At 69.9% G+C, this 22,986-nt stretch carries 21 protein-coding genes and 2 pseudogenes; 10 read left to right on the top strand and 13 right to left on the bottom strand.

Features of this window, described 5'->3' with window-relative positions:
- Positions 1–10 precede the first annotated feature (10 nt).
- From D7X99_RS06645 to D7X99_RS06625, 5 genes are all read right to left on the bottom strand, one after another.
- Positions 11–805, bottom strand: coding sequence for a hypothetical protein (locus D7X99_RS06645; RefSeq protein ID WP_121776994.1), 795 nt, complete (start codon positions 803–805; stop codon positions 11–13).
- A gap of 38 nt (positions 806–843) precedes the next feature.
- A complete protein-coding gene (locus D7X99_RS06640) occupies positions 844–1,911 on the bottom strand; it encodes a nicotinamidase (protein ID WP_120579267.1) in 1,068 nt (355 codons plus the stop codon).
- A gap of 21 nt (positions 1,912–1,932) precedes the next feature.
- Positions 1,933–3,801 (bottom strand): hypothetical protein, encoded by a 1,869-nt coding sequence (locus D7X99_RS06635; protein ID WP_121776993.1) that lies wholly within the window; start codon positions 3,799–3,801, stop codon positions 1,933–1,935.
- A 4-nt stretch (positions 3,802–3,805) separates the two neighbouring features.
- A complete protein-coding gene (locus D7X99_RS06630) occupies positions 3,806–4,609 on the bottom strand; it encodes a protein phosphatase 2C domain-containing protein (protein ID WP_121776992.1) in 804 nt (267 codons plus the stop codon).
- Between the two features lie 181 nt (positions 4,610–4,790).
- Positions 4,791–5,480, bottom strand: a complete 690-nt coding sequence (locus tag D7X99_RS06625) for an NUDIX domain-containing protein (RefSeq protein WP_014393057.1) — start codon at positions 5,478–5,480, stop codon at positions 4,791–4,793.
- Positions 5,481–5,638: 158 nt separating this feature from the next.
- Here D7X99_RS06625 and D7X99_RS06620 point away from each other — a divergent pair, with 158 nt between their 5' ends.
- Both D7X99_RS06620 and D7X99_RS06615 read left to right on the top strand, forming a co-directional pair.
- Positions 5,639–7,366, top strand: coding sequence for an ABC transporter permease subunit (locus tag D7X99_RS06620; protein WP_121777042.1), 1,728 nt, complete (start codon positions 5,639–5,641; stop codon positions 7,364–7,366).
- Complete coding sequence (locus D7X99_RS06615; RefSeq protein WP_121776991.1) at positions 7,363–8,700, top strand: nitrate/sulfonate/bicarbonate ABC transporter ATP-binding protein; 1,338 nt, start codon at positions 7,363–7,365, stop codon at positions 8,698–8,700. The genes D7X99_RS06620 and D7X99_RS06615 overlap by 4 nt, the downstream gene beginning before the upstream one ends.
- 30 nt (positions 8,701–8,730) lie before the next feature.
- On the opposite strand, the gene D7X99_RS06610 is transcribed toward D7X99_RS06615, so the two are convergent.
- Complete coding sequence (locus tag D7X99_RS06610; RefSeq protein ID WP_121776990.1) at positions 8,731–9,732, bottom strand: diacylglycerol kinase family protein; 1,002 nt, start codon at positions 9,730–9,732, stop codon at positions 8,731–8,733.
- An 85-nt stretch (positions 9,733–9,817) separates the two neighbouring features.
- Complete coding sequence (locus D7X99_RS06605) at positions 9,818–10,822, bottom strand: SDR family oxidoreductase (RefSeq protein ID WP_121776989.1); 1,005 nt, start codon at positions 10,820–10,822, stop codon at positions 9,818–9,820.
- Between the two features lie 286 nt (positions 10,823–11,108).
- On the opposite strand from D7X99_RS06605, the gene D7X99_RS06600 reads away from it, so the two are divergent.
- The 4 genes from D7X99_RS06600 (at position 11,109) to D7X99_RS06585 (ending at position 18,668) form a co-directional block, all read left to right on the top strand.
- A complete protein-coding gene (locus tag D7X99_RS06600; RefSeq protein ID WP_121777041.1) occupies positions 11,109–12,647 on the top strand; it encodes a PEGA domain-containing protein in 1,539 nt (512 codons plus the stop codon).
- 61 nt (positions 12,648–12,708) lie between these two features.
- Positions 12,709–14,130, top strand: coding sequence for an IgA Peptidase M64 (locus tag D7X99_RS06595; protein ID WP_121776988.1), 1,422 nt, complete (start codon positions 12,709–12,711; stop codon positions 14,128–14,130).
- 137 nt (positions 14,131–14,267) lie between these two features.
- Entirely contained in the window at positions 14,268–16,250 is a 1,983-nt protein-coding gene (locus tag D7X99_RS06590) for a lamin tail domain-containing protein (RefSeq protein WP_121776987.1), read from the top strand.
- Positions 16,251–16,421: 171 nt separating this feature from the next.
- Positions 16,422–18,668, top strand: a complete 2,247-nt coding sequence (locus D7X99_RS06585; protein ID WP_233613148.1) for a lamin tail domain-containing protein — start codon at positions 16,422–16,424, stop codon at positions 18,666–18,668.
- On the opposite strand, the gene D7X99_RS06580 is transcribed toward D7X99_RS06585, so the two are convergent.
- Both D7X99_RS06580 and D7X99_RS06575 read right to left on the bottom strand, forming a co-directional pair.
- Positions 18,669–19,208 (bottom strand): hypothetical protein, encoded by a 540-nt coding sequence (locus D7X99_RS06580; protein ID WP_147476039.1) that lies wholly within the window; start codon positions 19,206–19,208, stop codon positions 18,669–18,671.
- 227 nt (positions 19,209–19,435) lie between these two features.
- Positions 19,436–19,585: a hypothetical protein gene (locus tag D7X99_RS06575; RefSeq protein WP_233613146.1), complete on the bottom strand. Its 150-nt coding sequence runs from the start codon at positions 19,583–19,585 to the stop codon at positions 19,436–19,438.
- 24 nt (positions 19,586–19,609) lie between these two features.
- On the opposite strand from D7X99_RS06575, the gene D7X99_RS06570 reads away from it, so the two are divergent.
- The gene (locus D7X99_RS06570; RefSeq protein WP_233613144.1) at positions 19,610–19,864 is read left to right on the top strand and encodes a ThiJ/PfpI family protein; all 255 of its coding nucleotides are present in this window, start codon (positions 19,610–19,612) and stop codon (positions 19,862–19,864) included.
- Positions 19,865–19,876: 12 nt separating this feature from the next.
- Here the strand turns inward: D7X99_RS06570 and D7X99_RS06565 are convergent, their stop codons facing one another.
- Positions 19,877–20,698, bottom strand: coding sequence for a class III extradiol ring-cleavage dioxygenase (locus D7X99_RS06565; protein WP_121776984.1), 822 nt, complete (start codon positions 20,696–20,698; stop codon positions 19,877–19,879).
- Between the two features lie 149 nt (positions 20,699–20,847).
- Between D7X99_RS06565 and D7X99_RS06560 the strand changes: the two genes are divergently transcribed.
- Positions 20,848–21,303, top strand: a complete 456-nt coding sequence (locus D7X99_RS06560) for a hypothetical protein (protein ID WP_121776983.1) — start codon at positions 20,848–20,850, stop codon at positions 21,301–21,303.
- Between the two features lie 100 nt (positions 21,304–21,403).
- Positions 21,404–21,616 (top strand): annotated as a pseudogene (locus D7X99_RS44625) (SulP family inorganic anion transporter); the annotation flags it as partial.
- Positions 21,617–21,735: 119 nt separating this feature from the next.
- On the opposite strand, the gene D7X99_RS06550 reads toward D7X99_RS44625, so the two are convergent.
- Both D7X99_RS06550 and D7X99_RS06545 read right to left on the bottom strand, forming a co-directional pair.
- Positions 21,736–22,077, bottom strand: coding sequence for a hypothetical protein (locus D7X99_RS06550; protein WP_121776982.1), 342 nt, complete (start codon positions 22,075–22,077; stop codon positions 21,736–21,738).
- A gap of 112 nt (positions 22,078–22,189) precedes the next feature.
- Positions 22,190–22,333, bottom strand: a pseudogene (locus tag D7X99_RS06545) (IS5/IS1182 family transposase); the annotation flags it as partial.
- An 83-nt stretch (positions 22,334–22,416) separates the two neighbouring features.
- Between D7X99_RS06545 and D7X99_RS44235 the strand changes: the two are divergent.
- Complete coding sequence (locus D7X99_RS44235; protein WP_255429232.1) at positions 22,417–22,551, top strand: hypothetical protein; 135 nt, start codon at positions 22,417–22,419, stop codon at positions 22,549–22,551.
- 7 nt (positions 22,552–22,558) lie between these two features.
- Here the strand turns inward: D7X99_RS44235 and D7X99_RS43495 are convergent, their stop codons facing one another.
- Complete coding sequence (locus D7X99_RS43495) at positions 22,559–22,888, bottom strand: FixH family protein (protein ID WP_255429237.1); 330 nt, start codon at positions 22,886–22,888, stop codon at positions 22,559–22,561.
- Positions 22,889–22,986 lie beyond the last annotated feature (98 nt).

Below are 22,986 nucleotides of genomic sequence, written 5' to 3'. Positions count from 1 at the left end.
TCCGCGCCCGCTAGGCTCCGAAGCCACCCAGCGCCGTGCGGCTGAAGCTGGCCGCACCCTGGCTGACGCGCACGGCGGACTGGCTGAACACCTGGAACGCGGCGCGGATCTCCTGGGCACTCTGCCCAGGCGTGAGAATCCACCGGTCCGAGATGCCCATCTCCTGGAACACGCGCCGGAAGTCCGTCACCCCATCGTCGATGCCCATCGCCGCGACGATGTGGTTCTCCACCCGGTGCAGGTCCTTCACCAGCGCCGCCACGTCCTTCGCCCGCGCCTTCTGCGAGCCCGCGTCAGCGCCGTCCGTGATGAGCAGCGTCACCGTGCGCACCGGCACCCCGTTGCCGCTGAACTCCTGCGCCTTCGCCAGCACCGTTCCAAGCAGCACCACCGCCTGGTCGTACAGCGGCGTCCCCTGGTCCGCCGAGTAGTTCTTGGAGTGCATCCGCACCACGTCCTCCAGGGGCCGGAACGGATTGAGCACGTGTCCGTTCAGGTAGCGCGTGTGGAACAGCACGCCGTCCTTCTGCTGGCTCGCCAGCAGTGCATCCAGCACCAGGTTGTGCCCGTCGCACACCGTCTTCGTGTGCCCCGCGTGCGAGATGCTCCCGGAGTCATCCGGCATCACCGTCACCAGCACCACCTCGCTCGCCTGCACGTCGTCCACGTGGATGCCCAGGCCCGCTTGGATCTGCGCCCCCAGGTCCACCACCGTGAGCGTCTGCAACCCCGCGGGGCTGAGGATGCCCTCCGCGTGCGCGTCCTCGAAGAGCTTCGTGACACCCGTCCCGTTCGCCTTGCTCATGTCCGTGTCTCCCTTCGTGTGAGTGCCAATTCCAGACGTCACGCCAGGTGCAGGTCCGGCCAGCTCGCCAGCGGGTCCGTCGACTTCACCAGGTGCATGCCCGCGTCAGCGAAGCGCTTGAGCGCCGCGTCCGCCTGCGGCGTGAAGTCCGCCGCGAAGCCGCCCTTGCCGTCCGGCACCGTCACCGACGACATGCAGTCCGTCAGCAGGTACACCTTGCGAGCCAGCGCCGCGTCCTGCGCGACAATCTCTCCCAACAGGTCGTCGATGCTGCTCTTCACGCAGTGGCTCGCGGCCTGCCCGCCAATCACCACCGCGTCCGACGTGAGCAGCGTCTTCAGGAACTGCGTGTTGCGCTGCGCGAGCGGCTGGCCGTCATGCCGCATCAACACCTCTGGCCGCAGCACCGAGTAGTTCTCCGTCAGCGGGTTGCCGCCCTTCACCTCCGCCCACGACTGCACGCCGCGCGCGTACGAGTGGAACAGCCGCGCCTCCTGCACCACGCCCGACAGCGCGTGCCCGTCGCTGCCCAGCAGGCAGTGCGGCGGCCACAGGTAGAGCGTGTACTTCCCCGCGCGCTCCAACTCCTCGCAGTAGAACTTCACCTGCTTGAGCAGCCACGGGTAGTTGCCGCCGCACAGCCACTTCGCCACCGCGGGGTTCGGCCTCGCCTGGCCGCGTTCAATCTGCTCGCGAGTCACCTCGCGGTACGGCTGGAGCGGCTGGTCGTCCTGGTCCACCCAGAACGACGGGAAGAAGATCTGGAAGGCGAAGTGCGTATCCAGCGTCGCGGTGACGTTCGTCAGCGTCCCCAGGTTCCGGTAGATGAACTCCGCGATGCGGCGGTTGTCGTCGATGGCGCCCCGCCCGCTGCGCCCCGCCACGTACAGCGAGCCATCCGGGAAGCAGAAGTCCTTCTGCACGTCGATGAGCAGCAGGTGCAGGTTGAAGCGGTCCGTGGCCGCCGCCGTCACGCCCTGCGCCGCCTTCCACGCCCCGGCGTCACGCTGGAGCTTCCCGGCGTTCGCGCCGTAGCCGTACTCCGCCGCGTGGTTCGAATTGTAGAACCCGGGCAGAGGCAGTTCCTTCGCGGTCGTCTTCTTCATGTCCATCCCCCTGTGTGTGTTTCACTTCATCCGCAGCAAGGTGAGGTCCTGCGCCCCCACCACCGTCAATCCCTCTCGCGACAGCAGCAACCCGCAGCCCGCGTCCACGAACGGCTCCGCGTCCGGGAACTCACGCACCGCCACCAACTGGCCCTGCTGGAGCTCCACGCGCGTCAGCCCCGCGTCCGTGGCGCAGAAGAGCGCGCCCCCCACGGCGCACTTTCCACGCAGCGTCCCCAGCCACGAGCCATCCCCCGCGTCAGCCCGGGCGCTCGCGCGCACCGCCCCGTCCGAGCCCAGCAACACCGCGTGATGCACGGTGCGGCCGTTGGCCTCCTCCGCGAGCAGCAGCCACACCGAGTCCGCGTCGAACACGGCCTCCGCGTCCAGCAGCTGCCCTGACGGCCACGGCAGCGCGAGTCCGTCCCGCAGGCCCTTGCGCTCCGCGTTGAACAGGAAGGCCCCCCGCAGCCCCGCCGCGCGGTGGAATCCCAGACCGAACCGGGGTCCCACGAACAGCCGCGTCTGCCCCTGCAGGACGTCCCCCCACCGCTCGGCCCCGTACGTGCCATCGCGCCACAGCCCGCCGCCCGCCGCCCAGAACCGGTGTCTGGCATTGGCCGCGAACACCGGCCGGTTCTCACAGACATCCACGCCCAGGAACTCCGGCTCCCGGCCCGGCGGGAACACCGCCACGCGCCCCTTCTGCCCCAGCAGCGTCACGTCCCCCTGCACCGCCCAGCGCAGCGTCGGGTCCAGCGCACCGCGCATCACCGTGCGCCCGTCCTCGCGCCGGTACGCGCCATCCGCGTGGTAGACGAAGCGCACCGTCCCGTCCTCCGCGCTCGCGTGCACCAGCACGCCTCGGGTCGTGAACGTCCGCTTCGCCGTCACCTGTCCGCGCACCGCCGACACCGGCGTGGCCGCCACCGTCGCGTGCGGCTGACACGTGGGACACGCGGCTCGCGCGTGCTCCAGGCCACACGACGCGCACACCGTGAAGCGAAGTCCCTCCAGCACCGGCAGCGGGAACGCGCCGCGCCGGTCCTCCACGAACACCTGGTGGAACAGGTGCAGCAAGTCATCCGGCAGCGACACCCGGGGCAGCGCGGGCTTGGGGTACTGCACGTCCGGGTGGAACACCGTGACGCGCTGGAGCAGCCGTCCCACCGCGTTCAGCCGAGCCGCCTGCGCCTTCGGCTTGTGGATGCCGCCCTGCGGCCCCACGCACAGGAGCGACTGCATCACGGTGACGGCGAAGGCATACCAATCGCTCTCCATCGTCGCCGGCCGCGCGGGCGTCAGCGTCCGCGCGCTCGGGTCCAGCCGCAGTGGGTCCAGGAACTTCTCCGTGAACACCGGGCACAGGTAGGGACCGAACTGGAAGCTGTCCGCGTCGATGAAGTACGCGTCCGTGCCCACCGTCAGCACGTTCAAGTCATTGAAGTCCCCCACCACGACGCTGGCCGAGTGCACCGCCGCCAGCACCCGGTGCAGCCCCGCCAGCACCGTCACCGCGTCCGCGGCCTTGCCTCCCGCGCGCCGGAACGAGGGCTCGCTCCACCGGCGCAGCGGCTCCACGCCGTCCAGCTTGCGCATCGCATAGCCCAGCACCTCCGCGCCCTTCTTGTCCGTGGCCAGGGCCTGCGGCGTCACCACTCGCGCAGGAAGTCCCGAGGGAAACGCGCGCAGCTTGCGCTGGTGCTCCACGAGCCGGGCCTTCGCGGCGGCCTGCTCGGGCAACAGGCCCAGGTAGTCCGGGTGCTCGGGCTGCTTGAAGACCTTGAGCGCGCGGCCGTCGCCCAGGTCATACACATCCGCCTCGCCGCCCTTGCCCAGCGCCTGCCGCGGATCCAACCGGACCTTCTTTCCCTCCAGCCAGACGTCCATGGCCTCACGCCCTCCCCATCCGGCGGCGCAGCACCACCAGCGTGGTGTCGTCCGTCAGCAACCCCGGCGTGCGCAGCAGCCGCCGCTCCACGAAGTCCGCGCGCACCGACTCACGATTGAGCTGCGCCAGCCGCCGTCGCACTGCGTCCGGGTTCGTGAAGTACCGGTCCTCCGTCCAGAAGCGCGACAGCGGACCCACCGCCTCATCGCGCTCCGGCAGCCGCGCCTGCGAAAGGTCCAGCAGGTCCCCCACCCCGTCCGTGCCCACCAGCAGCGCGTGCACGTCCTCCGTGGGCACCAGCGCCCGAGGCTCCAGCCGCACGTCCTCCCCGCGCAGCAGCGCATACGCGAGATACGGCGGCGCGTTGCCCGGGAACGGCCCCAGCGCGTGCACCTCGCCGTTGAGCATCCACACCCCGTCCCCCGACGAGAAGACGAGCGTGTGAGCCGGCGTCATCACCGCCCCCACCAGCGTGAAGAGCAGGTCCCCCAGCACGTCCCGCCCCAGCGTGGATGCCAGGCCCTCCATCAGCTCCAACAGGTCCGAGCGCAGCCCGGGCAGGAAGTCCGCGCCGTCCGCGGTCTCACCGCGCGCCAGCCTCGCCTGCGCAGCCTGCGCCAGCCGCCGCACGCCCATCTGCGCCCCCAACTCGCTGCACGGCTGGCTGCCACACCCGTCCGCCACCACCACCACCAGCCCGTGCTCGCTCTCCCGGACGCAGGCGGCGTCCTGGTTGTTGCGCCCCGAGCGCGCGTGCTCCCGGCCCTGCACCGAACCCACCGCGACATCGAAGGGCAGCGTGGACATGGCTCTCCCGTGGCCCTCGAAGGGCACGCACGACCTGGGAACCTGCTGGCGAGTGAGCGGCCCCGCGCCGCCCGACTTCGTGTATCTACAACACCAACATAGTGTCCATATGACACTAAGTCAAGGCGACGTGGGACAACCTGTCAGCGGGCGCCGATGGGTGTGGCGGGAGGTGTGAGGGTTACAGCTCGAAGTTGAAGCCGGCCTTCTCGAGCTGTTTGTACTTCTTGTGGTCGAACCGGTAGAGGCGCGCGGCGCGGTGGGAGACGTCCTGCTCCACCTCGTCCAGCTCCTCCAGCAGGTCCATGGCGAGGATCTTCTTGCGGAAGTTGCGCTTGTCGAGCTCCCGCTCCAGCACCGTCTCGTACAGCCGCTGGAGCTGCGACAGCGTGAACTTGGGCGGCAGCAGCTCGAACCCGATGGGCTGGTAGCGCACCTTGCCCTTGAGCCGTTGCAGCGCGGTGGCCAGCACGTCCGCGTGGTCGAACGCGAGCTTCGGCGTGTCCCAGACGGAGAACCACGCCGCCTCGCGCGCGTCGGTGGACGCCTGGAGGTGGTGCTGGGACAGCTTCACCAGCGCGAAGTACGCCACGGTGATGACGCGGCCCCGGGGGTCGCGGTCCGGTGAACCGAACGTGTAGAGCTGCTCCAAATGGCTGGTGCGCAGGCCCGCTTCTTCCTCCAGCTCGCGGCGCGCGGCGTCCTCCAGGGACTCGTCCATGCGCACGAAGCCACCGGGCAGCGCCCACCGGCCCTGGTACGGCTCCACGCCGCGCTGGATGAGCAGCACCTTGAGGTCCTCTTCGTCCAACCCGAAGACGACGCAGTCCACCGTCACCGCAGGGCGCGGGTACTCATAGGTGTGGCTCACGGGGAAACCCTCCGGCCGACATCGTGTCCAGAGGACACGGTGCCGGCAAGCAGGCATTTCGTCGACCCCGAATCCCCGAGCGGGCAGCCGGATGCCTGGCCGCGCACGGCCCATGCCCGTGAAGTGCCCCTGGTACGGATGTCGCAATGCCGGGCGGCGTGCGTCGCCCTTCGTCCTCTACCTTTGGCGAGTCGAACGCCGCGCTCGAATCGAGCCGGACTCCGGGCTGGGTGGACCTGCTCATCGTCGCGGGCCTGGCGGGCGTGTTGTTCGGGCTGACCCGCACCGTCCAGGAGTGGACGGGCACGCTGCGGCCGACGGTGGACATCGACCTGTCGCCCGCCGCCCTGCCGCGCTACGCCTTCTTCTCGCTGTGCCGGGGGCTCATCGCCTACGTCTTCTCGCTCGGGTTCACCCTCACGTATGGGTACTGGGCCGCGAAGGACGCGCGGGCCGAGCGCGTGCTGCTGCCGCTGCTCGACATCCTCCAGAGCATCCCCGTGCTCGGCTTCATGCCGGGGCTCGTGCTGGCCCTCGTCGCCGCCTTCCCTCGGAGCAACGTGGGGCTGGAGCTGGCGGCGGTGGTGATGATCTTCACCGGGCAGGCGTGGAACATGACGTTCAGCTACTACCACTCGCTGCGCTCGGTCCCCCAGGAGCAGCGTGAGGCCGCCACCGTCTATCGCTTCAATGGTTGGCAGCGCCTGCGCTGGGTGGAGTTGCCTTTCGCCACCATCGGCCTCGTGTGGAACAGCATGATGAGCATGGCGGGGGGCTGGTTCTTCCTGATGATCAACGAGGCCTTCGTCCTGGGGGACCGGGACTTCCGCCTGCCAGGGCTTGGCTCCTACATGAGCGTGGCCGTCGCGCGCGGGAACACGGCCGCCATGGTCTGGGCGGTCTTCGCGATGACCTCGATGATCGTCCTGTTGGACCAGCTCCTCTGGCGGCCCGTGGTCGTCTGGGCGCAGAAGTTCCGCACGGAGGAGGGCGGACAGGTGGCTGCCATGGGGTCCTGGTTCCTCACCCTCTTGCGCCGCTCGACCCTGCTCGCGGCGCTGAAGAACGCCTGGAGGCGGCACGCGCACGCCACGTCTCCCGAGACGCACCGGCGCGGCGGGCGGCTGTCTCCCCGGCTGCCGTGGCTGTTGTCCCAGGCGTTTCTGCTCCTCCTCGTGGTGGCCCTTCTCGTGGGGGCCGGGCGGTTGATGTTCATCCTCCGGGACCTCCCCCTCGCCCGTTGGGGGGACACCCTGGGCAAGGCGCTCCTCACCTTGGGTCGCGTACTCCTGGCTACCTGCCTGGGGACGCTGTGGACCGTGCCGGCGGGATTGGCCATCGGGCTGTCCCCGCGCCTGTCCCGGCTGCTTCAGCCGGTGATCCAGGTGGTGGCGTCCTTCCCGGCGCCCATGCTCTTCCCCATGGTCATCGCGGTCCTGAGCGCCCTGGGCGTGGGCCTGGGGTGGGGGAGCATGTGGCTCATGCTGCTGGGGACCCAGTGGTACATCCTCTTCAACGTCGTGGCCGGCGCCACGGCCATCCCCGCGGACCTGCGGGAGATGGCGGCGAGCTATCGGCTCAGCGTCTGGCGGCGCTTCTGGAGCCTCTACCTGCCCTCGGTCTTCCCATACCTGGTGACGGGATGGGTGACGGCCGCCGGAGGCGCGTGGAACGCGAGCATCGTGTCGGAGTACGTCACCTTCCGAGGGCGAGTCCTCACGGCCCCTGGCCTGGGCGCTCAAATCAGCCAGGCCGCGGCGTCCGCGAACTTCCAGCTGCTGAGCGCGAGTGTCGTGGTCATGTCTGTGATGGTCGTGACCTTCAACCGCCTGGTGTGGAGGAGACTCCACCACCTGGCCGAGACGCGCTTCTCCCTGAGCAAATGAGCCTCGATCGCGTCGACACCTCCCGGTCCCTGGATGCCCGAGGCGCATCGTCCAACGTTCCGCTCTGCGAGCTGCGCGGGGTGAGCCAATCCTTCGCGCAGCCTCACGGCGCGCCGCTCCTCGTCCTGGAGGACGTCTCACTCCAGGTCCAGCCCAACGAGGTGGTGTGCCTGCTGGGGCCGTCAGGCTGCGGCAAGTCCACCGTGCTGCGCATCCTCGCCGGGCTGTTGCGGCCCACGCGCGGGGAGGTGCTGTACCGCGGGCGCCCGCTCCAGGGCCTCAACCCGGGAGTGGCCATCGTCTTCCAATCCTTCGCGCTCTACCCGTGGATGACGGTCGAGCAGAACGTCGAGGTCGTTCTCAAGGCAGCGGGGCTCGGGCGCGACGAGGTCGCCGCGCGCGTGTCCCAGTCCATCCGCAAGGTGGGGCTGGAGGGATTCGAGCGGGCCCATCCGCGCGAGCTGTCGGGCGGCATGAAGCAGCGCGTGGGCATGGCGCGCGCCTTCTCGCTCGACCCCGAGCTGCTCTTCATGGACGAGCCCTTCAGTCAGGTGGACGCGCTGACCGCCGAGAGCCTCCGCGCCGAGGTGCTCGACATCTGGTCCGCCAAGGACAAGCACGCCTCGTCCATCCTGATGGTGAGCCACGACATCAAGGAAGTGGTCTACATGGCGGACCGCATCGTCGTGCTCGGTGCGCACCCTGGCGTGGTGCGCACCGTGGTGGAGAACCGGCTGCCGCGTCCCCGGGACTACCGCTCCCCCGAGCTGCTGCGGCTGGTGGACCGCCTGCACGACATCATCACCGGCCACGAGCTGCCCGACACGCAGGAGCCGTCCACCCCGGTGTCCATCACCGCGACGCCGGTGGAGCCGCTGCCGGACGCCTCCGGCGGGGAGCTCGTGGGCCTGCTGGAGTACCTGGACGCGCGAGGAGGCCGTGAGGAGCTCTTCCGGATCGCGGCCGACACGGACCAGGAGTTCGGCAAGGTCATCAACGTGGTGAAGGCCGCGGAGATGCTCGACTTCGTGGACACGCCCAAGCGGATGGTGCTGCTGTCCGCCTGTGGTGTCCGCTTCCTCCAGGGAGACGCCTCGGAGCGCAAGCGCTTGTGGCGCGAGCAGCTCCTCCATCTGGGGCTCTTCCGCAAGGTGTGGGCGGCGCTCGTTCAGCAACCCCGCAAGGAGCTGGACCGGGAGCTCGTCCTGGACCTCATCGTCCTGAGCATGCCGTCCGAGGACTACGAGCGCATCTTCGACACCCTCGCCCGGTGGGCCCGGTTCGGAGAGCTGTTCACCTACGACGAGAACCGGGGCGTCCTCCTCTTGTCGTAGCGAGGGAGGACGCGGGCCGACAGGTCTTGTTCAGACCGCGACGAGCCGGCCCAGACGCCGCCAGTCGACCAGGTTGACGTTCTCCTCCGCCAGGTCGAACTCCAGCGAGCGGCGCATGCCCAGCACGTCGCCGCCCATCTGGAAGGGCACCTCGCGGTCGAAGTCCATCCGCAGGCGCTCCACGAAGAAGTCGTGCATGCGCGGCATGGGGTGCTCGCCGCGCCACAGGCGGAACATGTTGCGCGTGGCCTCCATCACGCCCGCGCCGTACACGCGCACGGACAGCCGGTGCGGCACCGCCTGCGCGAACGGGAACGCCTTGAAGCCGAAGCCCCACTCCGGCGTCGTCGCCGCGCCCGCCACGCCCGCGGGGCCCTGGTACAAGAGCTGCCCCTCGCCGCTGTTGGGCAGCGGCCGCACCGCGCCCGACGCGTCGATGGTCAGCGCGGACGCGCCCAGGTTGTAGACGGAGACGTTCGGGTTGCCCTCGCCGAACAGGTGGCGAGGCACCGTGCGCGTGAACATGGCGCCCAGGTAGCCGCGCAGGCCGGCCTGCGACTTCTTCAGCGGACCGGCCGCGGCGAGCTGGTTCTTGAAGTCCTGAATCATCTCCGCGTCCCAGCCCGTGCCCGCGAAGGGCGCCACCCGGCCCTCCACCCGCACCAGCGAGAAGGGACGCAGGGGAGGCAGGCGCTCGCCATACGCGGCGATCTGCTTCAGGGCCACCTGGGGACGCGGCGCCCCGGTGACGCGGGCCCAGGCGTTGCCCGTGCCCAGCGGCAGCACGCCAATGGCCGGCAGGGCCACACCCTGGGAGCGCAGCTCGTTGAGCAGGCCCGTGATGGTGCCGTCGCCTCCGCCCGCGAGCAGCAGGCTGGGCGGGTCGTGCCTCAGCTGGTCCACCCACTCCCGGGCTTCCTCCAGGGAACGGGTCAGGGCCACCCGGGCCCGGGGGAGCAGGTCTCGGACGAGCCCGCCCATCCCTTCGGACCCTTTACGCGCGCGCAGATTGACGAGGACGGCGATGTTCATGGCGGGCGCGACTCTTCCCCAGTTCATGTCATGGCCCCGTCACGAAAAGAGCCCCGGCATGGGGACTCCTCCGGAAACATGGGCATCACACCCCCAGGGCGTGGGCCAGCCGTGCTTCCAGGTGCCGCTCGGCCGCACGCCGGCGCAGCGTCACCGCCGCGGCGGCCAGCCCTCCGGCCACCAACAGACGACGTAGCCATTGTTTTCCGGTGCCGTGGTAACCGCCCGAGGCCGCATCCCCCTCCTCCATGGGCTGGAAGATGTTGCCGGGGGTGGGGCCCTGCCGCTCGTCCTTGAAGTGCAGCGCGTCCGTGCCGGCCCGCATGGTGCGCTCGTACGTGCGAGGGAACAGGCCGTGCATCGCCGCGAAGCTCTTCCCCGCGGGGCCGACAATCACCTCGTCCTGGGGGTGGCGCAGCACGCGGAGGATGGTGCGGGCCACGCGCTCCGGCGTGTAGACGGGTTCCACGGGGCGGATGCGCCAGCCGGTGTAGTTGGCCGTGTGGCGCCACAGGGGCGTGTCGATGGCGGCGGGCATCACCGTGCACACGTCGATGCCCGTGCCCAGCATCTCCTGGCGCAGCGACGCGGAGAAGCCGCGCACCGCGAACTTGGAGGCCACGTAGGCGCTCAGGTACGGCGCGGGCACGGTGCCAAAGGTGGAGGACACATTGACGAGCGTCCCGTAGCCCTGGCGGCGGAACCGGGCCAGCGCCGCGCGCGCGCCGCTCACCGTGCCGAAGAAGTTCGTCTCCATGAGCTGGCGGAACGCCTCGTCCGGCGTCTCCTCCAGGCTGCCCAGCATGTAGACACCCGCGTTGTTCACCCAGCCGTCGAAGTGGCCGAAGGCCTCCACCGCGGCCTCCGCCAGCCTCCGCACGGCCTCCGCGTCCGCCACGTCCGTGGGCACCACCAGCGCCTGGACGCCGTGGGACTCGCACTCGGCCGCCAGCTCCTCCAGGGGGTCCTCCCGGCGCGCGGCGAGCACCACGTGGGCGCCCTTCTTCGCCAGGAGCAGCGCGGTGGCCCGGCCAATGCCGCTGGAGGCGCCCGTGATGACGATGACCTTCTTCTTCCAGATGCGATCCATGGAGTGGGGTCCTTGTTGGCGGGCCCGCCGGCTCTGGACGGCCCGAGCATTCGAAAGGGTTCGTGGACGGAAAGGTGGGGATGACGCCCGGCGTCGCACCCGGGACACAGGTGACTCACCCGGAGGGCAGCCAGCGAGGCAGGGGGCCCGGAATCCGGACGGGGGTCCACGTGCGGGACCGGGAGGCAGGCTCCGGGGTCGCTGGCCTGGAGGGTGGACAGTCCGGTAGAGGACGGAACGCGGCCTGCATCGCCGGTCCGGCCATCCCTTCCACACCCACGTGACCATGCCCTTCCGTCCGAAGCCGTCCGCCTTCGCGCTGCTTTTGTGCCTGCTGTGCGCCGCCGCCTCGGGGGCCGCGCCCCACCGGTTGGTGGTCTCCAGCGGCGACTGCCGGGACGCCGAGCTGAGCGGCCAGTCCAAGGCGTTCTACGACGCCCTCCGCGCCCGACCCGAACAGCACCTGCTGACCGCGCCCGAGTTCGCCGAGCGCCTCTTCCCCGACTCCTCGCGCTCCTTCGAGGACCTCCAGCGCCAGCTGGATGCCGCGCAGGACCAGTTCTACGAGGGCCGCAACGCCCGCGCGATCCAGCTCCTGGACGACGCCCTGAGCGACATCCGCCGCCTGCCGCCGGGCGCGCCGCGCTGGAAGCTCTTCGCCCACGCGCAGCTGCTGCACGGACTCAACCACCGGGCGATGGGGAAGACGAAGGACAGCGACGCGGCCTTCCTCCAGGTGCTGCGCCTCCAGCCGAAGTACCAGTTGGATCCGGACCAGTACGCCCCCTCCATCCGGCAGGCCTTCGAGAAGCTGCGCCGCGACCTGGCCAAGACGCAGAAGGTGAAGCTGTCCCTGAAGTCCACGCTGCCCGCGGCGGACGTGTACCTGGAGGGCCTGAGCGTGGGGCAGACGCCGCTCACGGTGGAGCTGCCCGCCGGCGCGTACGAGCTGACGATGGTGAAGGGGGACGCGGTGAGCTTCCCCCGGCAGGTGCAGGCGCAGGGCGCGGACACGCCGCTCCTGGTGGACCTGGCCTACGAGGGGTCCGTGACGGCCGCGCCCTTCCCGTGCCTCGCCGCCGCGGACGGCAACGAGGAGCGCACCTGGAGCCACGCGGTGCGCCTGGGCGGCACGCTGGGCGTGGAGGAGGTCATCGTCGTGCGTCTGGAGCGCCCGAGCAGCGGGCCCAAGTGGTTCGCCGCCACGGTGCTCAACGTCGACGGCGGGCAGAAGCTGCGAGAGGGCGGCTTCAAGACGCAGGGCCTGGACGCGCCCGGTGAGGCGCTCTCCGCGCTGGTGGACTTCGTCACCACCGGGCGCTCGCCCTCCAACCTCGTGGTGATGAACAACGCCAACGGCAAGGCGCCCTGGGACGCGGGCGGCGCGCGGGGCACGGCCAGCGCCTCCGGCACGGGCGCGGACCTCACCGCGCCCAACCTGCTGTCGGAGGACGTCTCCAGCGACGCCGCCCCCAGCACGGGCCTGCGCACGGCGTCGTACGTGACGGTGGGCGCGGGTGTGGCGGCTTTGGGTGGTGCGGGCGTGGTGCGGCTGCTGGCCCAGAAGGACCTGAACGGCCTGGAGGAGCGCCGCGCGGCCAACGGCGGCCAGTTGGTGAGCACGGATGCGCGGGCCGTCGCGCTGCGCGACTCTCTGGTGGGCAAGAGCCACGTCATGACGGGGCTGCTCGTGGGCGGCGGCGCGGCGGTCGTCACCGGGGCGGTGCTCTTCCTCGTGTCCTCCCCCGCGAAGCCAGCGCCCGTGACGCTGGGTGTGACGGCGGACGAGACGGGCGCGGCGGCGAGCGTGTCCGGAACGTTCTGAGCGGACGGTCCCGGCCGGAGGTTCCTGGATGGGAAGCGCCGGGCGCGTAGAGTCGCGCCACATGCGCGCTTCCCTCCTGCTGTTGCTGCTCACGGCGAGCACCGCCCTCGCCGCGCCCCGGACGTTCCGCGTCGACTACTTCCACACCGGCAACGCCACCGAGGAGCGCTTCAGCCTGGAGCGGCTGGTGGTGGAGCCCCTGCCCTGGCCGGGACACCCGGCGCGGGCCATCGACGAGACGAACCTGGGCAAGTACCTCTTCGAGGTGCGGGACCGGCGGACGAACCGGCTCCTGTTCTCGCGCGGCTTCGCCTCCATCTTCGGCGAGTGGGAGCTGACGGACGAGGCGAAGCAGGCTCACCGCACCTTCAGTGAGTCACTGCGCTTCCCCGCGCCGGACAGCCCCGTCCAGGTCATCCTGAAGAAGCGCGACGCGCAGAACGCCTTCCGCGAAATCTGGTCGGTGGTGGTGGATCCGAAGGACCCCTTCGTGGATCCGTCCTCGCCGCCCGCGCCGGGCCCGCTGCTGAAGCTGCTGGAGAACGGACCGCCGCAGGACAAGGTGGACTTCCTCATCCTGGGGGACGGCTACACGGAGGCGGAGCGCGCCAAGTTCGAGAAGGACGCGCGCAAGCTGGTGGAGATCCTCTTCAGCTATTCCCCCTTCAAGGAGCGCAAGGCGGACTTCAACGTCTGGGGGCTGATGCCCAAGGCGTCCGAGTCCGGCATCTCCCGACCCTCCACCGGCGTCCACCGCCGCTCGCCCCTGGGCTCCACCTACGACGCCTTTGGCGCCGAGCGTTACATCCTCACCTTCGACAACGCCGCGCTGCGTGACACCGCCGCCTTCGCGCCCTACGAGTTCGTGGAGATCCTCTCCAACGGCAATACCTACGGCGGAGGAGGCATCTACAACCTCTTCAGCACCGTGGCCGCCGACAGCCTCTGGGCCCCCTACGTCTTCGTCCACGAGTTCGGTCACCACTTCGCGGGGCTGGCGGACGAGTACTACACGTCCGCCCCCATCTACGGCGCCGCGCCCGCGGAGCGGGTGGAACCCTGGGAGAAGAACGTCACCGCGCTCCTCGACCCCGCCCAGCTCAAGTGGAAGGACCTGGTGGCGCCGGGGACCCCGCTGCCCACGCCCTGGAATCAGCCCGCCTATGACGCGCACGCCCTGCAGGTGCAGCAACGCCGGCAGAAGATTCGTTCCGAGCGCAAACCCGAGTCGGAGATGGACGCGCTGTTCGTGGCGCAGCGGGACTGGGAGGAGAAATTCCTGGGCACGCAGAAGTTCTCCGGGAAGGTGGGCGCCTTCGAGGGCGCGCACTACGAGGCGAAGGGCTACTTCCGGCCGCAGATGGACTGCATGATGTTCACCCGGGACCGGGTGCCCTTCTGCGCGGTGTGCCAGCGCGGCATCACCGAGGTCATCGACCTGTACGCGGGTCCAACGTCCGCTCCTGCACGAAAGAGTCCCTGACTTCCTGCGTTTCCCAGGCCCCTGTGCGTCCTTTCAGGTGACAGGGACGTGGCAGGTGGTTGGGCAAATGGACGCCCCTCTGTTTTCGGGTGTAAGGGGGACCGCACCTGCAATCTGGACACCCTGGAGGCATTTACATGCTGAAGCAGAGCTTGAAGCGGAGCTGGCTGCCGGCGCTCGTGACCACCGTGTTCGTCACGGTCGGCACGGGTTGCGGCGACGAGTGTGTCGATCAGTTCGACTGTCGTGACAAGGGCGCGCCGCCCGCGGGTCAGGCGTACACCTGCGTGGAGAACAAGTGCGAGCTGCGCACGCTGAACCTTCCTCCGGAAGAGGACGCGGGCACGGAGACGGACGCCGGCACCACGACGGACGCGGGCACCGACGCCGGCACTGAGACGGACGCCGGCACCACGACGGACGGCGGCACGGGGGGTCCCCAGGCGTGCACCCCGGCCTGCGCCCTGACCGATTCCTGCGACATCGCGACGAACACCTGCACGCCCTCCAGCGTCACCACGCCGCCGGCGGATACGAGCGCGCAGATCGCCGCGTTCATCGCGGCCCCCGCGGGCGCGCTGACCACGCCGCAGCTCGTGAGCGGCGCGTTCGTGACCTTCATCAAGCCCGAGGTGGCGGGCAGCGCGGCCACGGAGGCCTCCGGCTTCTTCCTGCAGGCCGAGGCCAACGGCCCGGCGATGTTCGTGCGCGACACCGCGTCCACCACGGCGGTCGCCGTGGGTGACCGCGTGACGCTGAACGTCACGGAGAAGGAGATCATCAGCGGTCTCAACGTGGCGAAGACCGTCACGGACCTGACCGTGGTGAGCAAGAACCACGGCGTGTGGAACCTGGACACCGCGACGCCCGCGGGCCTGAAGGTGGACGCGAACGCCGTCAGCTCCTTCGAGGACGCTGGCACGACCGGCGTCTACGAGAGCCGTCTGGTCACCGTGTCCGGCAAGCTGGAGGCGGGCGCTGGCAGCGGCGCGGCCTTCACCGCCTTCCCGCTTATCACCACGGGTGAGCCGTCCCCCAGCCCCCTGCGCCTGCGCGTGCCCACCACCCTGTCCACGGACCTGGACCTGGCCACGGGCTGCGACGTGACCGTGCCCACCGGCGTGGTCTGGCGCTTCACCGCCCAGCCGCAGGTGTCCGTGTTCGCGCCGGAGCAGCTCACCATCACCTCCTGCCCCGCGCCGAAGCTCACCGAGGCGCGCCCGCTGAGCGGCACGGAAGTGCGGCTGACGTTCGACCGGAAGCTCGACGCGGCCACCGTGGAGGCGGCGGACTTCGGCATCACGCCGACCGTGGCCGTCTCCGCGGCGACGACGACGGGCAACCAGGTCTCTCTGACCACGGCGGACCTGACGGGTGGCACGCAGTACACGGTGACCGTGAACGGCGAGGTGAAGGACCTGGCCGGCAAGGCCCTGGACGCGGCCGCCAAGACCGCGACGTTCACCGGCCTGACGCCTCCTCCGACGGGCCCGTCGCTGGTCATCAATGAGATCGACTACGACAACGTGGGCACCGACAACGCGGAGTTCCTGGAGATCTTCAACCGCGGCACCGCGGCGGCGGACCTGACCAACGTCGAACTGCTGTTCGTGAACGGTGATTCCACCGCCAATCCGCGCATCGAGTACCTGCGCTTCGAGCTGAAGAACACCAAGGACGCGGCTGGCAACGCGGTCACGTCGCTGCCCGCGGGTGGCTACATCGTCGCGGCGCCTGAGTCGTTCTTCGCCACGGCGAACCTGCCGGCGGGCACGCTGCGGCTGATCCTCAAGACGACCTCCGGCGCGAGCACCGACATCATCCAGAACGGCACCGGTGACGGTGTGGGCCTGCTCGACACCGTGACGGGCACGCTTCTCGACAGCGTCTTCTACGAGACGGCGGCCAGCAACCCCCAGAACCCCACGTTCACCATCAAGGTCTCCGATACCGTGGGTAACAAGTCGCTGAACTTCGAGGAGGGCGCGCGCACCGTCGCCTCTGACTCGAACACCGCCGCGGGCTCCCTGCAGCGGAGCCCGAACGGCAACGACACGAACAACAACAACGCGGACTTCGCGTTCGTGACCACCCTGACCCCGGGCGCTCCGACGCCGTAGTCGCCGCGTCTGACACATTGCAGTAACCCAGGGCCGCGTTCCCCCACCGGGGAGCGCGGCCCTTCTTCTTGGATGACGGGGGGATGTGCGACTCTTGGGAGCATGGGGATGCACCGCCCGTCATCGCGATGGGCCGTGGTCCCTTTCCGGTGTCTGGACCGGATGGCTTCCATGTCCCTCCCTCGCATCGTCGCGCCCCTGCTCGCCCTGCTGCTCGCCGCGTGTCCCGGCTCCACACCTTCGACGCCGGTCGAGCCTTCCGACAGCGGAGTGAAAGCCGACGGCGGCGCGTCCGATGGTGGGGGTAACCAGGCCGATGGCGGCGAGCAGGTCGACGGCGGCGAGTCTGTCGATGGAGGTGGGCCTGGCGACGCGGGTGAACCCGACGATGCCGGCGCCTCCGGCGATGGCGGCTCGTCAGATGACGCCGGTGTGCTGAACGATGGCGGCTCGTCGGGTGACGGCGGTGTGCTGAACGATGGCGGCTCGTCTTCCGATGGCGGCGATGCGGGAGAGCCGGATGCAGGCATTCCGGCGCTCACGGTGACGTCCCTGGGGCTCGGGGATGGACGCGTGGGGCAGCCCTATGCCTTCAACCTCACCGCCTCTGGCGGGCGGGCACCGCTCACCTGGAGCTTCACCGGCACGCTGGCCGCGGGGCTCACCCTCTCCACGGACGGCGCCGTGTCAGGCACGCCCACCGCCGCGGGCTCGACGCTCTTCACCGCCACGGTCCGCGACGCGGAGGGCCAGACCGCGTCCGCACGGCTGATCGTGATGGTGCAGCCGCCCCTCACGCTGTTCACCGTGGGCCACTGGAACCTGGAGTGGTTCGGCGCACCCAACCAGGGCCCGGCCAACTCCACCTCCGACGGCGGCATGACCGACGACCTCCAGGTCGCGGGGGCGACGAGTGTCATCCGCGGCGCGGAGGCCCACGTCTGGGGCCTGGTGGAGATGGTGGACACCGTGGACTTCAACACGCTCCTGGCGGGGTTGTCCGGCAACTACCGCGGCTTCCTCGCCAACAACACCACCTACGTCCTCAGCGGCACGTCGACGTACTCCGCGGGCGAGCAGAAGCCCGGCATCGTCTACGACAGCTCGCTCACCTATCGCAGCGCCCAGATCATCCTCACCGCGCAGGCCGCCGACTTCGGCGGACGCCCGCCGCTGCGCGTGGACTTCACCACCCGCATCCACGGCGAGGACGCGCCGCTGGTCGTCATCGTCACGCACATGAAGGCCTTCGAGGACATGACGTCCTACGGCCAGCGCCAGCGCTCCTCGACCGCCCTCAAGAGCTACCTGGACCAGTGGCTGCCCGAGGCGCGCGTGCTCGTCATCGGCGACTGGAACGATGACCTGGACCACTCCATCTCCACGCAGAACGGCGTCGCGCTGCCCACGCCCTACGCGAACTTCCTGGACGACCCCACGCACTACACCTTCCTCACGAAGGTGCTGACCGACGCCACCATCCGCACCACCACGGAATACAACGACGTCATCGACCACACGCTCGTCACCGACGAGGTCGCCGTGGACGCGGTGCCCGGTGGCGTCCAGGTGCTCCGGCCCGACGCGACCATCCCGGACTACGCCCGCACCGTCAGCGACCACTACCCCGTCATCACCCGCTACGACCTGAGCGGCGTTCCCGGTCCGCGCGTGCGGGTCACCGCGCCCCTGGACGGCACGTTCGTCGTGGGCACCCCGCTGACGTTGACGTGGCGCTCGGCGGGCGTGAGCACCGTGCGCATCGAGGCCACCTACGACAGCGGCGACCAGTGGACCGTCGTGGCCCCTTCCGTGAGCGCGAGCGCGGGCACCTTCACGTGGACCGTGCCGGACGTGGAGAGCGACCTGGTGCGCGTGCGCGTGGTGGACACGGCCAACGCGTCGCGCTTCGACATGAGCCCCGGCCGCATCTGGTTCACGCGCACGGCGCCGCGCGTGATCATCAACGAACTGCTCGCCAACGAGCCCGCGCTCCCCGGCGGCACCGCGCACGAGTTCGTGGAACTCTACAACACGGGGACCGCCCCGCTGGACCTGTCCGGCTGGAGCCTGTGGGACGCCCTGAGCTCGCGGCACGTCTTCGCCCCGGGCACGGTGCTTCAACCAGGACGGCCCCTGGTCGTCTTCGGTGGGTCCGCGGGCTTCCCGGCCGGCACGCCCGACGCCGTCGCGGCCTCCAGTGGGACGCTGAGCCTCAACAACACGTCGGACACCGTGCAGCTCAAGCGCCAGGATGGCGGCGTCGTGGACAGCGTCGATTACTTCAGCACCGTGGACGCGGTGTCCATCAACCGCTCCCCGGACCTGTCGCCGGACGCGGGCTTCGTGCTGCACACCACGCTGACGCCCGGGCTGCAGTCCTCACCGGGCCGGCGCGCGGACGGAGGCGCGTTCTAGTCAGCGCAGCGGCGGGGCTTCGGGGTCGGGCCTGGGCTCCGGCTCCGCGGGCACCGCCTCCACGTCCCGGGCGATCCACTCCTGGCCATGGTCCTCGTAGGTGACGCGGATTTCGTCACCCTCGGACATGTCGTGCAGTTGCACGTTCTCGTCAGCGCGCTTGAGCCGCGTGGCCTCGTCCACGAAGACCTCCTGCTCCAGGCCATGGCCGTCCACGAAGAGCAGCTCGTCATCGCCCACCCAGGACACGCGGCCCGCGGCCCAGCCCATGGGCCGAGGCTGCTGACCGGAGCCGCCCGTTCCTTCTGGAGCCGGAGCGGGGGGCTGCTCGCCCTTCACCTCCGAGCCCGCGGTCTTCAGCGCCTTGGGATCCACGGTCTCCTTGGAGGCCATCAGCCCGCGAAGCACCTCCGAACGCCCCTCGCGGTGCTTCGCGGAAGGGCCGTCTTGCCCCGGCTCGCCGCCGTGGCACGCCGACAGCCCCCCGAGTCCCACCAGGCCCAGCACCAGCAGGCCCGCCGTCCCGCGCATTCTCCGCATTGGCCACGTCCTCCCGCGTCGTGCGAAGGAGCCCGCTTCCCGACGGAGTCCCGTCCATGGCGCGCGAGCCCGCTCTCCCCCGGTAAAGATGGGGACACCCTGCCCCGCCGGGAACCACGACCGTGTGGGGTTGGGCCTGGCTGCCTGGGACTCTCTCCTCCCTGGCCGGAGGGCGGGCGGGCATGCGCTGCCCCACGCCCTGGCCCGGGGCGCTCCGGAAGCAGCGCCTATGCGGCCAGGAGCCAGTCGCGCACCGCGAGGAAGCGGGCCGTGGGTGCCGCGGCCCTGCGCCACGCGACATAGAGCGTTCCCCGAGGCTTCCGCGCGGAGCGGCGGCCCGGCTCCGGCGTGAGCGTCACGACCCGCTTCTCTCGCACGGCGGGCGCCACGCGGAGGCGGTGATGCCCAGGCGCGTGGCGGCCTTCAGCAACGCGGAGGAGCAGGCGGCGAAGTTCGACGCCATCGTCCCCTTCCTGCTGGAGACCCGGATGCGCGAGCTGAGCGCGCGCTACGAGTCCGGCCCGCTGTGGAAGAGCTTCACGGTGCGCGACGGGCGGCTCGTCACGGGACAGAACCCGGCGTCCTCCGCCACCACCGCGCAGGAGGTCCTGAAGGTCCTGGCCGAGAAGAAGCAGGCCCCGGCCACCAAGGGCTGACGTCCGCTGCCGTCAGCCGAACTGGAAGCCGGAGATGCGCGTCCCCATCATGGAACCGGACCAGGCGGTGGTGCCCCGGTCCTCACCGGCGGCACCCGCGACGACCATCAAGGGGAGCAGGTGCTCCTCGCGAGGATGGGCGAGCCGCGCGTAGGGGGCCTGCATCCACTGCGTGAGCTTCGCGTCACGCTCGTCCGAGGGAGAGGTGGCGGCGTCCTGGACCCACGCGTCGAACTTCGCGGAGACCTCGTGCGCACGAGGGTCTCCAAAGGCGCGCAGGTTGTGGAACGTCATCCCGCTGCCGATGATGAACACGCCCTCGTCGCGGAGCGGCGCGAGCGCCCGGCCCATGGCCAGGTGCTCCGCCGGGTCCAGCCCCTGCTTCAGCGACAGCTGGACGCAGGGGATGTCCGCCTCCGGGTACGTCAGCTTCAGCGGGATGAAGGTGCCGTGGTCGTAGCCGCGCGCCGCGTCCTCCGACGTGGGGAAGCCCGCGGCTGAGAGCAATTCGCGCACGCGCGCGGCGAGCCGTGGGTTGCCCGGCGCCGGCCAGGGGATGCGGTACGACTCCGGCGGGAAGCCGTAATAGTCATACAGGATGGGGGGCGCGGCGGAGGTCATCACCGTGGCCACGGGCTCCTCCCAGTGGGCGGAGATGACGAGCAGCGCCTTGGGTGGCGTCGCGAGCTGCTGGCCCACCTGACGCAGGTAGGTCGCGAGCGCCTGGAGCTCCGCTTTCGGAAGGCCCATCTCCACGAAGGGCCAGGGGCCACCGCCGTGCGGGATGAAGACGACGGGCAGGCGCGAGGAGGGATTGGATGGGTCGGTCGGCATGGGGGCCTCTCCGTGCCATTCAACTCCACGGGTGGGTCGGCGCGCCAACGCACTCCGGGTGGACCCCTGCGTCCGCTTGAGACACGACGCCTTCTGCTATGAACCCGCGCTGGGGGACGGATGGGTGGTCCCGTCGCGAAGGGGGTTGCATGAAGAGCATCATCGGTTGGGCGCTCGCCGCGTTCGGCGTCTTTGGCATTGGCCTCGAGATCGACAAGCTGATCGAGGGCAAGGCGGAACAAACGATCGCGGGGCTCATCCTCGGCGCCGTCTTCATCCTCGGAGGCCTGGCGCTCGTCCGCTCCTCGCGGCGCGCGAAGCTGCCGCCCGAATTGAGGGATGCGCCCGTCGCGGTGCGGCCCTTGCTGGACTCCCGCGACGTCGAGCGCGCCGTGCTCACCTGCGCGAAGGAGCACGGGGGCCGCGTCACCATCGCCGAGGTGGCGGCGAGCAGTCAGCTCTCGTTCACCGAAGCCAAGGAGGTGCTCGAAGGCTTGTCCCGCGCGGGCGCCTGCACCGTGGACGTGACGGAGAACGGTGCGTTCATCTACGAGTTCAGCGGCTTGATGCCGCGCGAGACGGCCCCCGCGGCGCTCAAGTCCTGAGCCCTGCGCCCAAGCCGAGCGAAGCCAACCGCCTGTCGTCGTGCACGCGGCTTCCCGTCGAGGTCCGGCTCCTCCTCGCTGCGAAAGCAGTTTGACCATGTTCATCATCGCGGTGATGCCGGCCTTCATTGGAGGCCGTCCCGGGATGATCTCCGCGGCCACCATCCTCACCGGCGTGCTTCAGCTCGTCTTCCGGCTGCTGCGACTCAGCCGCTACATGAAGTTCGTTCCGCGCGCGGTGATGACCGGCTTCGTCAACGCGCTCGCCATCCTCATCTTCCTTGCTCAGCTGCCGCGGTTCGTGGGCGCGAGCCGTCTCCATCTCCCCATGAAGGACAGGAAGAAGGAGAAGGCTTCGAACAGTACCGACAGGGCGACGAACGGAAGCCATGTCCACGCCTGGGAATGCCTGGCCCCCATTGGAGACCGGCGTCAGAAGTGGCAGATCCAGTCCGAGCCGCAGTAGCCCGCGACGCCGTTGCAGCTGCACTCCCAGTTCTCGGTGCAGCCCTGCTCGGCACAGAACGGACCGCCAGGGCCACCGCCACCGCCCGGGTAGGTGAACTCGCAGGTGTTCTGGACGCAGGTCGCGGTGCGAGCGCTGGAGCAGGAATTCCGGCAGTCTTGGTCCGTGTCGCAAATGCTCTCATTGCAGATGGGGCCGAGCATGGCCTGGCTGGAGGATGCTTCCTCGTAGCTCGCGTTCGGGGCTTCCGCGGAGGCTGCGGAGGCTGCGAGGAGGGTCGCGGCGAACAACTGACGGAAGAAGGACATGGGACTCCTTGAGGGAAAGGCTCGACATCCGGAGAAGTCGCGCCTTGAGAAGCATACAGGACGGGTTCACCCCGCGTTGCGGATGACCTGCTCCAGCCCGCCTCCCTCAGTCCTATTTCGGTAGGAGCGAGTGAAACCAGGTGAGGATGCCCAGCGCGAAGTGCAGCATCGCGACGTAGGTGTCCTCTCGCTTCTCCCAGCGCACCAGCAGGCGTCGGAAGTGGTTGAGCCGGGAGTGGGTTCGCTCGACAACCCATCATGGCGAAGGGCGTCGACGCTGTGCGTTCGTGGGTCTGCGCAGGGAGCGCCGTCTCGGCGCCTGAAGGCGCATCGCCCGCCATGATCCGTCGCACGCCGGGCGCGGGTTCGCCGTACTGGCTCGCCATCTACGGCCCGGACGCGCCCGCCTTCGATGGCTCCTGGAAGCCCGACGACCTCGAAGAGGTGCGGACAGTGCGCCAGGCCCGGGCGTGACCCTGACTCAACGTCCCAGCTTGAGGGTGACGGTCGCGGTGTCCTCCGCCGTCCCCTTCAGCGTGAATCGCAGCTCCCAGACGCCGGGCATGAAGAGGTCCACGTCGGAGACCTCGAAGCTCCCTGGCTCTCGCGCGGTGACTCGAGGGACCTCCGAGATGCCGTGGCCCATGGCCGGCATCCAGGGCTGGACGGACAGCACGACACCGGGCACCGGCTTTCCTGACACCGCGTCGGTGATTCGCACCTGGAACACCTGAACGCCCCGTCGGAGGGGCGTCATCGAAGAGAGGATCTCGACGCGGAGCCGGCCGGAGGCGCTGGCCGCTGTCCCCATGGTAGTGGCCGCGCTCACCTGTCCCGCGTCGCTTCCGGCGTCTGGAGCAGAGGAGGGCGTAGCGCCCAGCAACAGCATTCCCATCAGCAGTGCCTTCA

The organism is Corallococcus sp. AB032C, assembly GCF_003668935.1.
Classification (GTDB): Bacteria; Myxococcota; Myxococcia; order Myxococcales; family Myxococcaceae; genus Corallococcus; species Corallococcus exiguus.
Note: the sequence above shows the minus strand (reverse complement) of the source record. Positions and strands in the feature narration are given on the sequence as shown.

Bases quoted from the DNA above. Each gene is read 5' to 3' on its own strand.
- D7X99_RS06565 (WP_121776984.1), bottom strand. From the start codon at position 20,698: ATGCCGACCGACCCATCCAATCCCTCCTCGCGCCTGCCCGTCGTCTTC.
- D7X99_RS06630 (WP_121776992.1), bottom strand. From the start codon at position 4,609: ATGTCCACGCTGCCCTTCGATGTCGCGGTGGGTTCGGTGCAGGGCCGG.
- D7X99_RS06560 (WP_121776983.1), top strand. From the start codon at position 20,848: ATGAAGAGCATCATCGGTTGGGCGCTCGCCGCGTTCGGCGTCTTTGGC.
- D7X99_RS06580 (WP_147476039.1), bottom strand. From the start codon at position 19,208: ATGCGGAGAATGCGCGGGACGGCGGGCCTGCTGGTGCTGGGCCTGGTG.
- D7X99_RS06600 (WP_121777041.1), top strand. From the start codon at position 11,109: ATGCCCTTCCGTCCGAAGCCGTCCGCCTTCGCGCTGCTTTTGTGCCTG.
- D7X99_RS06635 (WP_121776993.1), bottom strand. From the start codon at position 3,801: ATGGACGTCTGGCTGGAGGGAAAGAAGGTCCGGTTGGATCCGCGGCAG.
- D7X99_RS06585 (WP_233613148.1), top strand. From the start codon at position 16,422: ATGTCCCTCCCTCGCATCGTCGCGCCCCTGCTCGCCCTGCTGCTCGCC.
- D7X99_RS43495 (WP_255429237.1), bottom strand. From the start codon at position 22,888: ATGGGGACAGCGGCCAGCGCCTCCGGCCGGCTCCGCGTCGAGATCCTC.
- D7X99_RS44235 (WP_255429232.1), top strand. From the start codon at position 22,417: ATGATCCGTCGCACGCCGGGCGCGGGTTCGCCGTACTGGCTCGCCATC.
- D7X99_RS06550 (WP_121776982.1), bottom strand. From the start codon at position 22,077: ATGTCCTTCTTCCGTCAGTTGTTCGCCGCGACCCTCCTCGCAGCCTCC.
- D7X99_RS06610 (WP_121776990.1), bottom strand. From the start codon at position 9,732: ATGAACATCGCCGTCCTCGTCAATCTGCGCGCGCGTAAAGGGTCCGAA.
- D7X99_RS06615 (WP_121776991.1), top strand. From the start codon at position 7,363: ATGAGCCTCGATCGCGTCGACACCTCCCGGTCCCTGGATGCCCGAGGC.
- D7X99_RS06590 (WP_121776987.1), top strand. From the start codon at position 14,268: ATGCTGAAGCAGAGCTTGAAGCGGAGCTGGCTGCCGGCGCTCGTGACC.
- D7X99_RS06570 (WP_233613144.1), top strand. From the start codon at position 19,610: ATGCCCAGGCGCGTGGCGGCCTTCAGCAACGCGGAGGAGCAGGCGGCG.
- D7X99_RS06605 (WP_121776989.1), bottom strand. From the start codon at position 10,822: ATGGATCGCATCTGGAAGAAGAAGGTCATCGTCATCACGGGCGCCTCC.
- D7X99_RS06595 (WP_121776988.1), top strand. From the start codon at position 12,709: ATGCGCGCTTCCCTCCTGCTGTTGCTGCTCACGGCGAGCACCGCCCTC.
- D7X99_RS06640 (WP_120579267.1), bottom strand. From the start codon at position 1,911: ATGAAGAAGACGACCGCGAAGGAACTGCCTCTGCCCGGGTTCTACAAT.
- D7X99_RS06645 (WP_121776994.1), bottom strand. From the start codon at position 805: ATGAGCAAGGCGAACGGGACGGGTGTCACGAAGCTCTTCGAGGACGCG.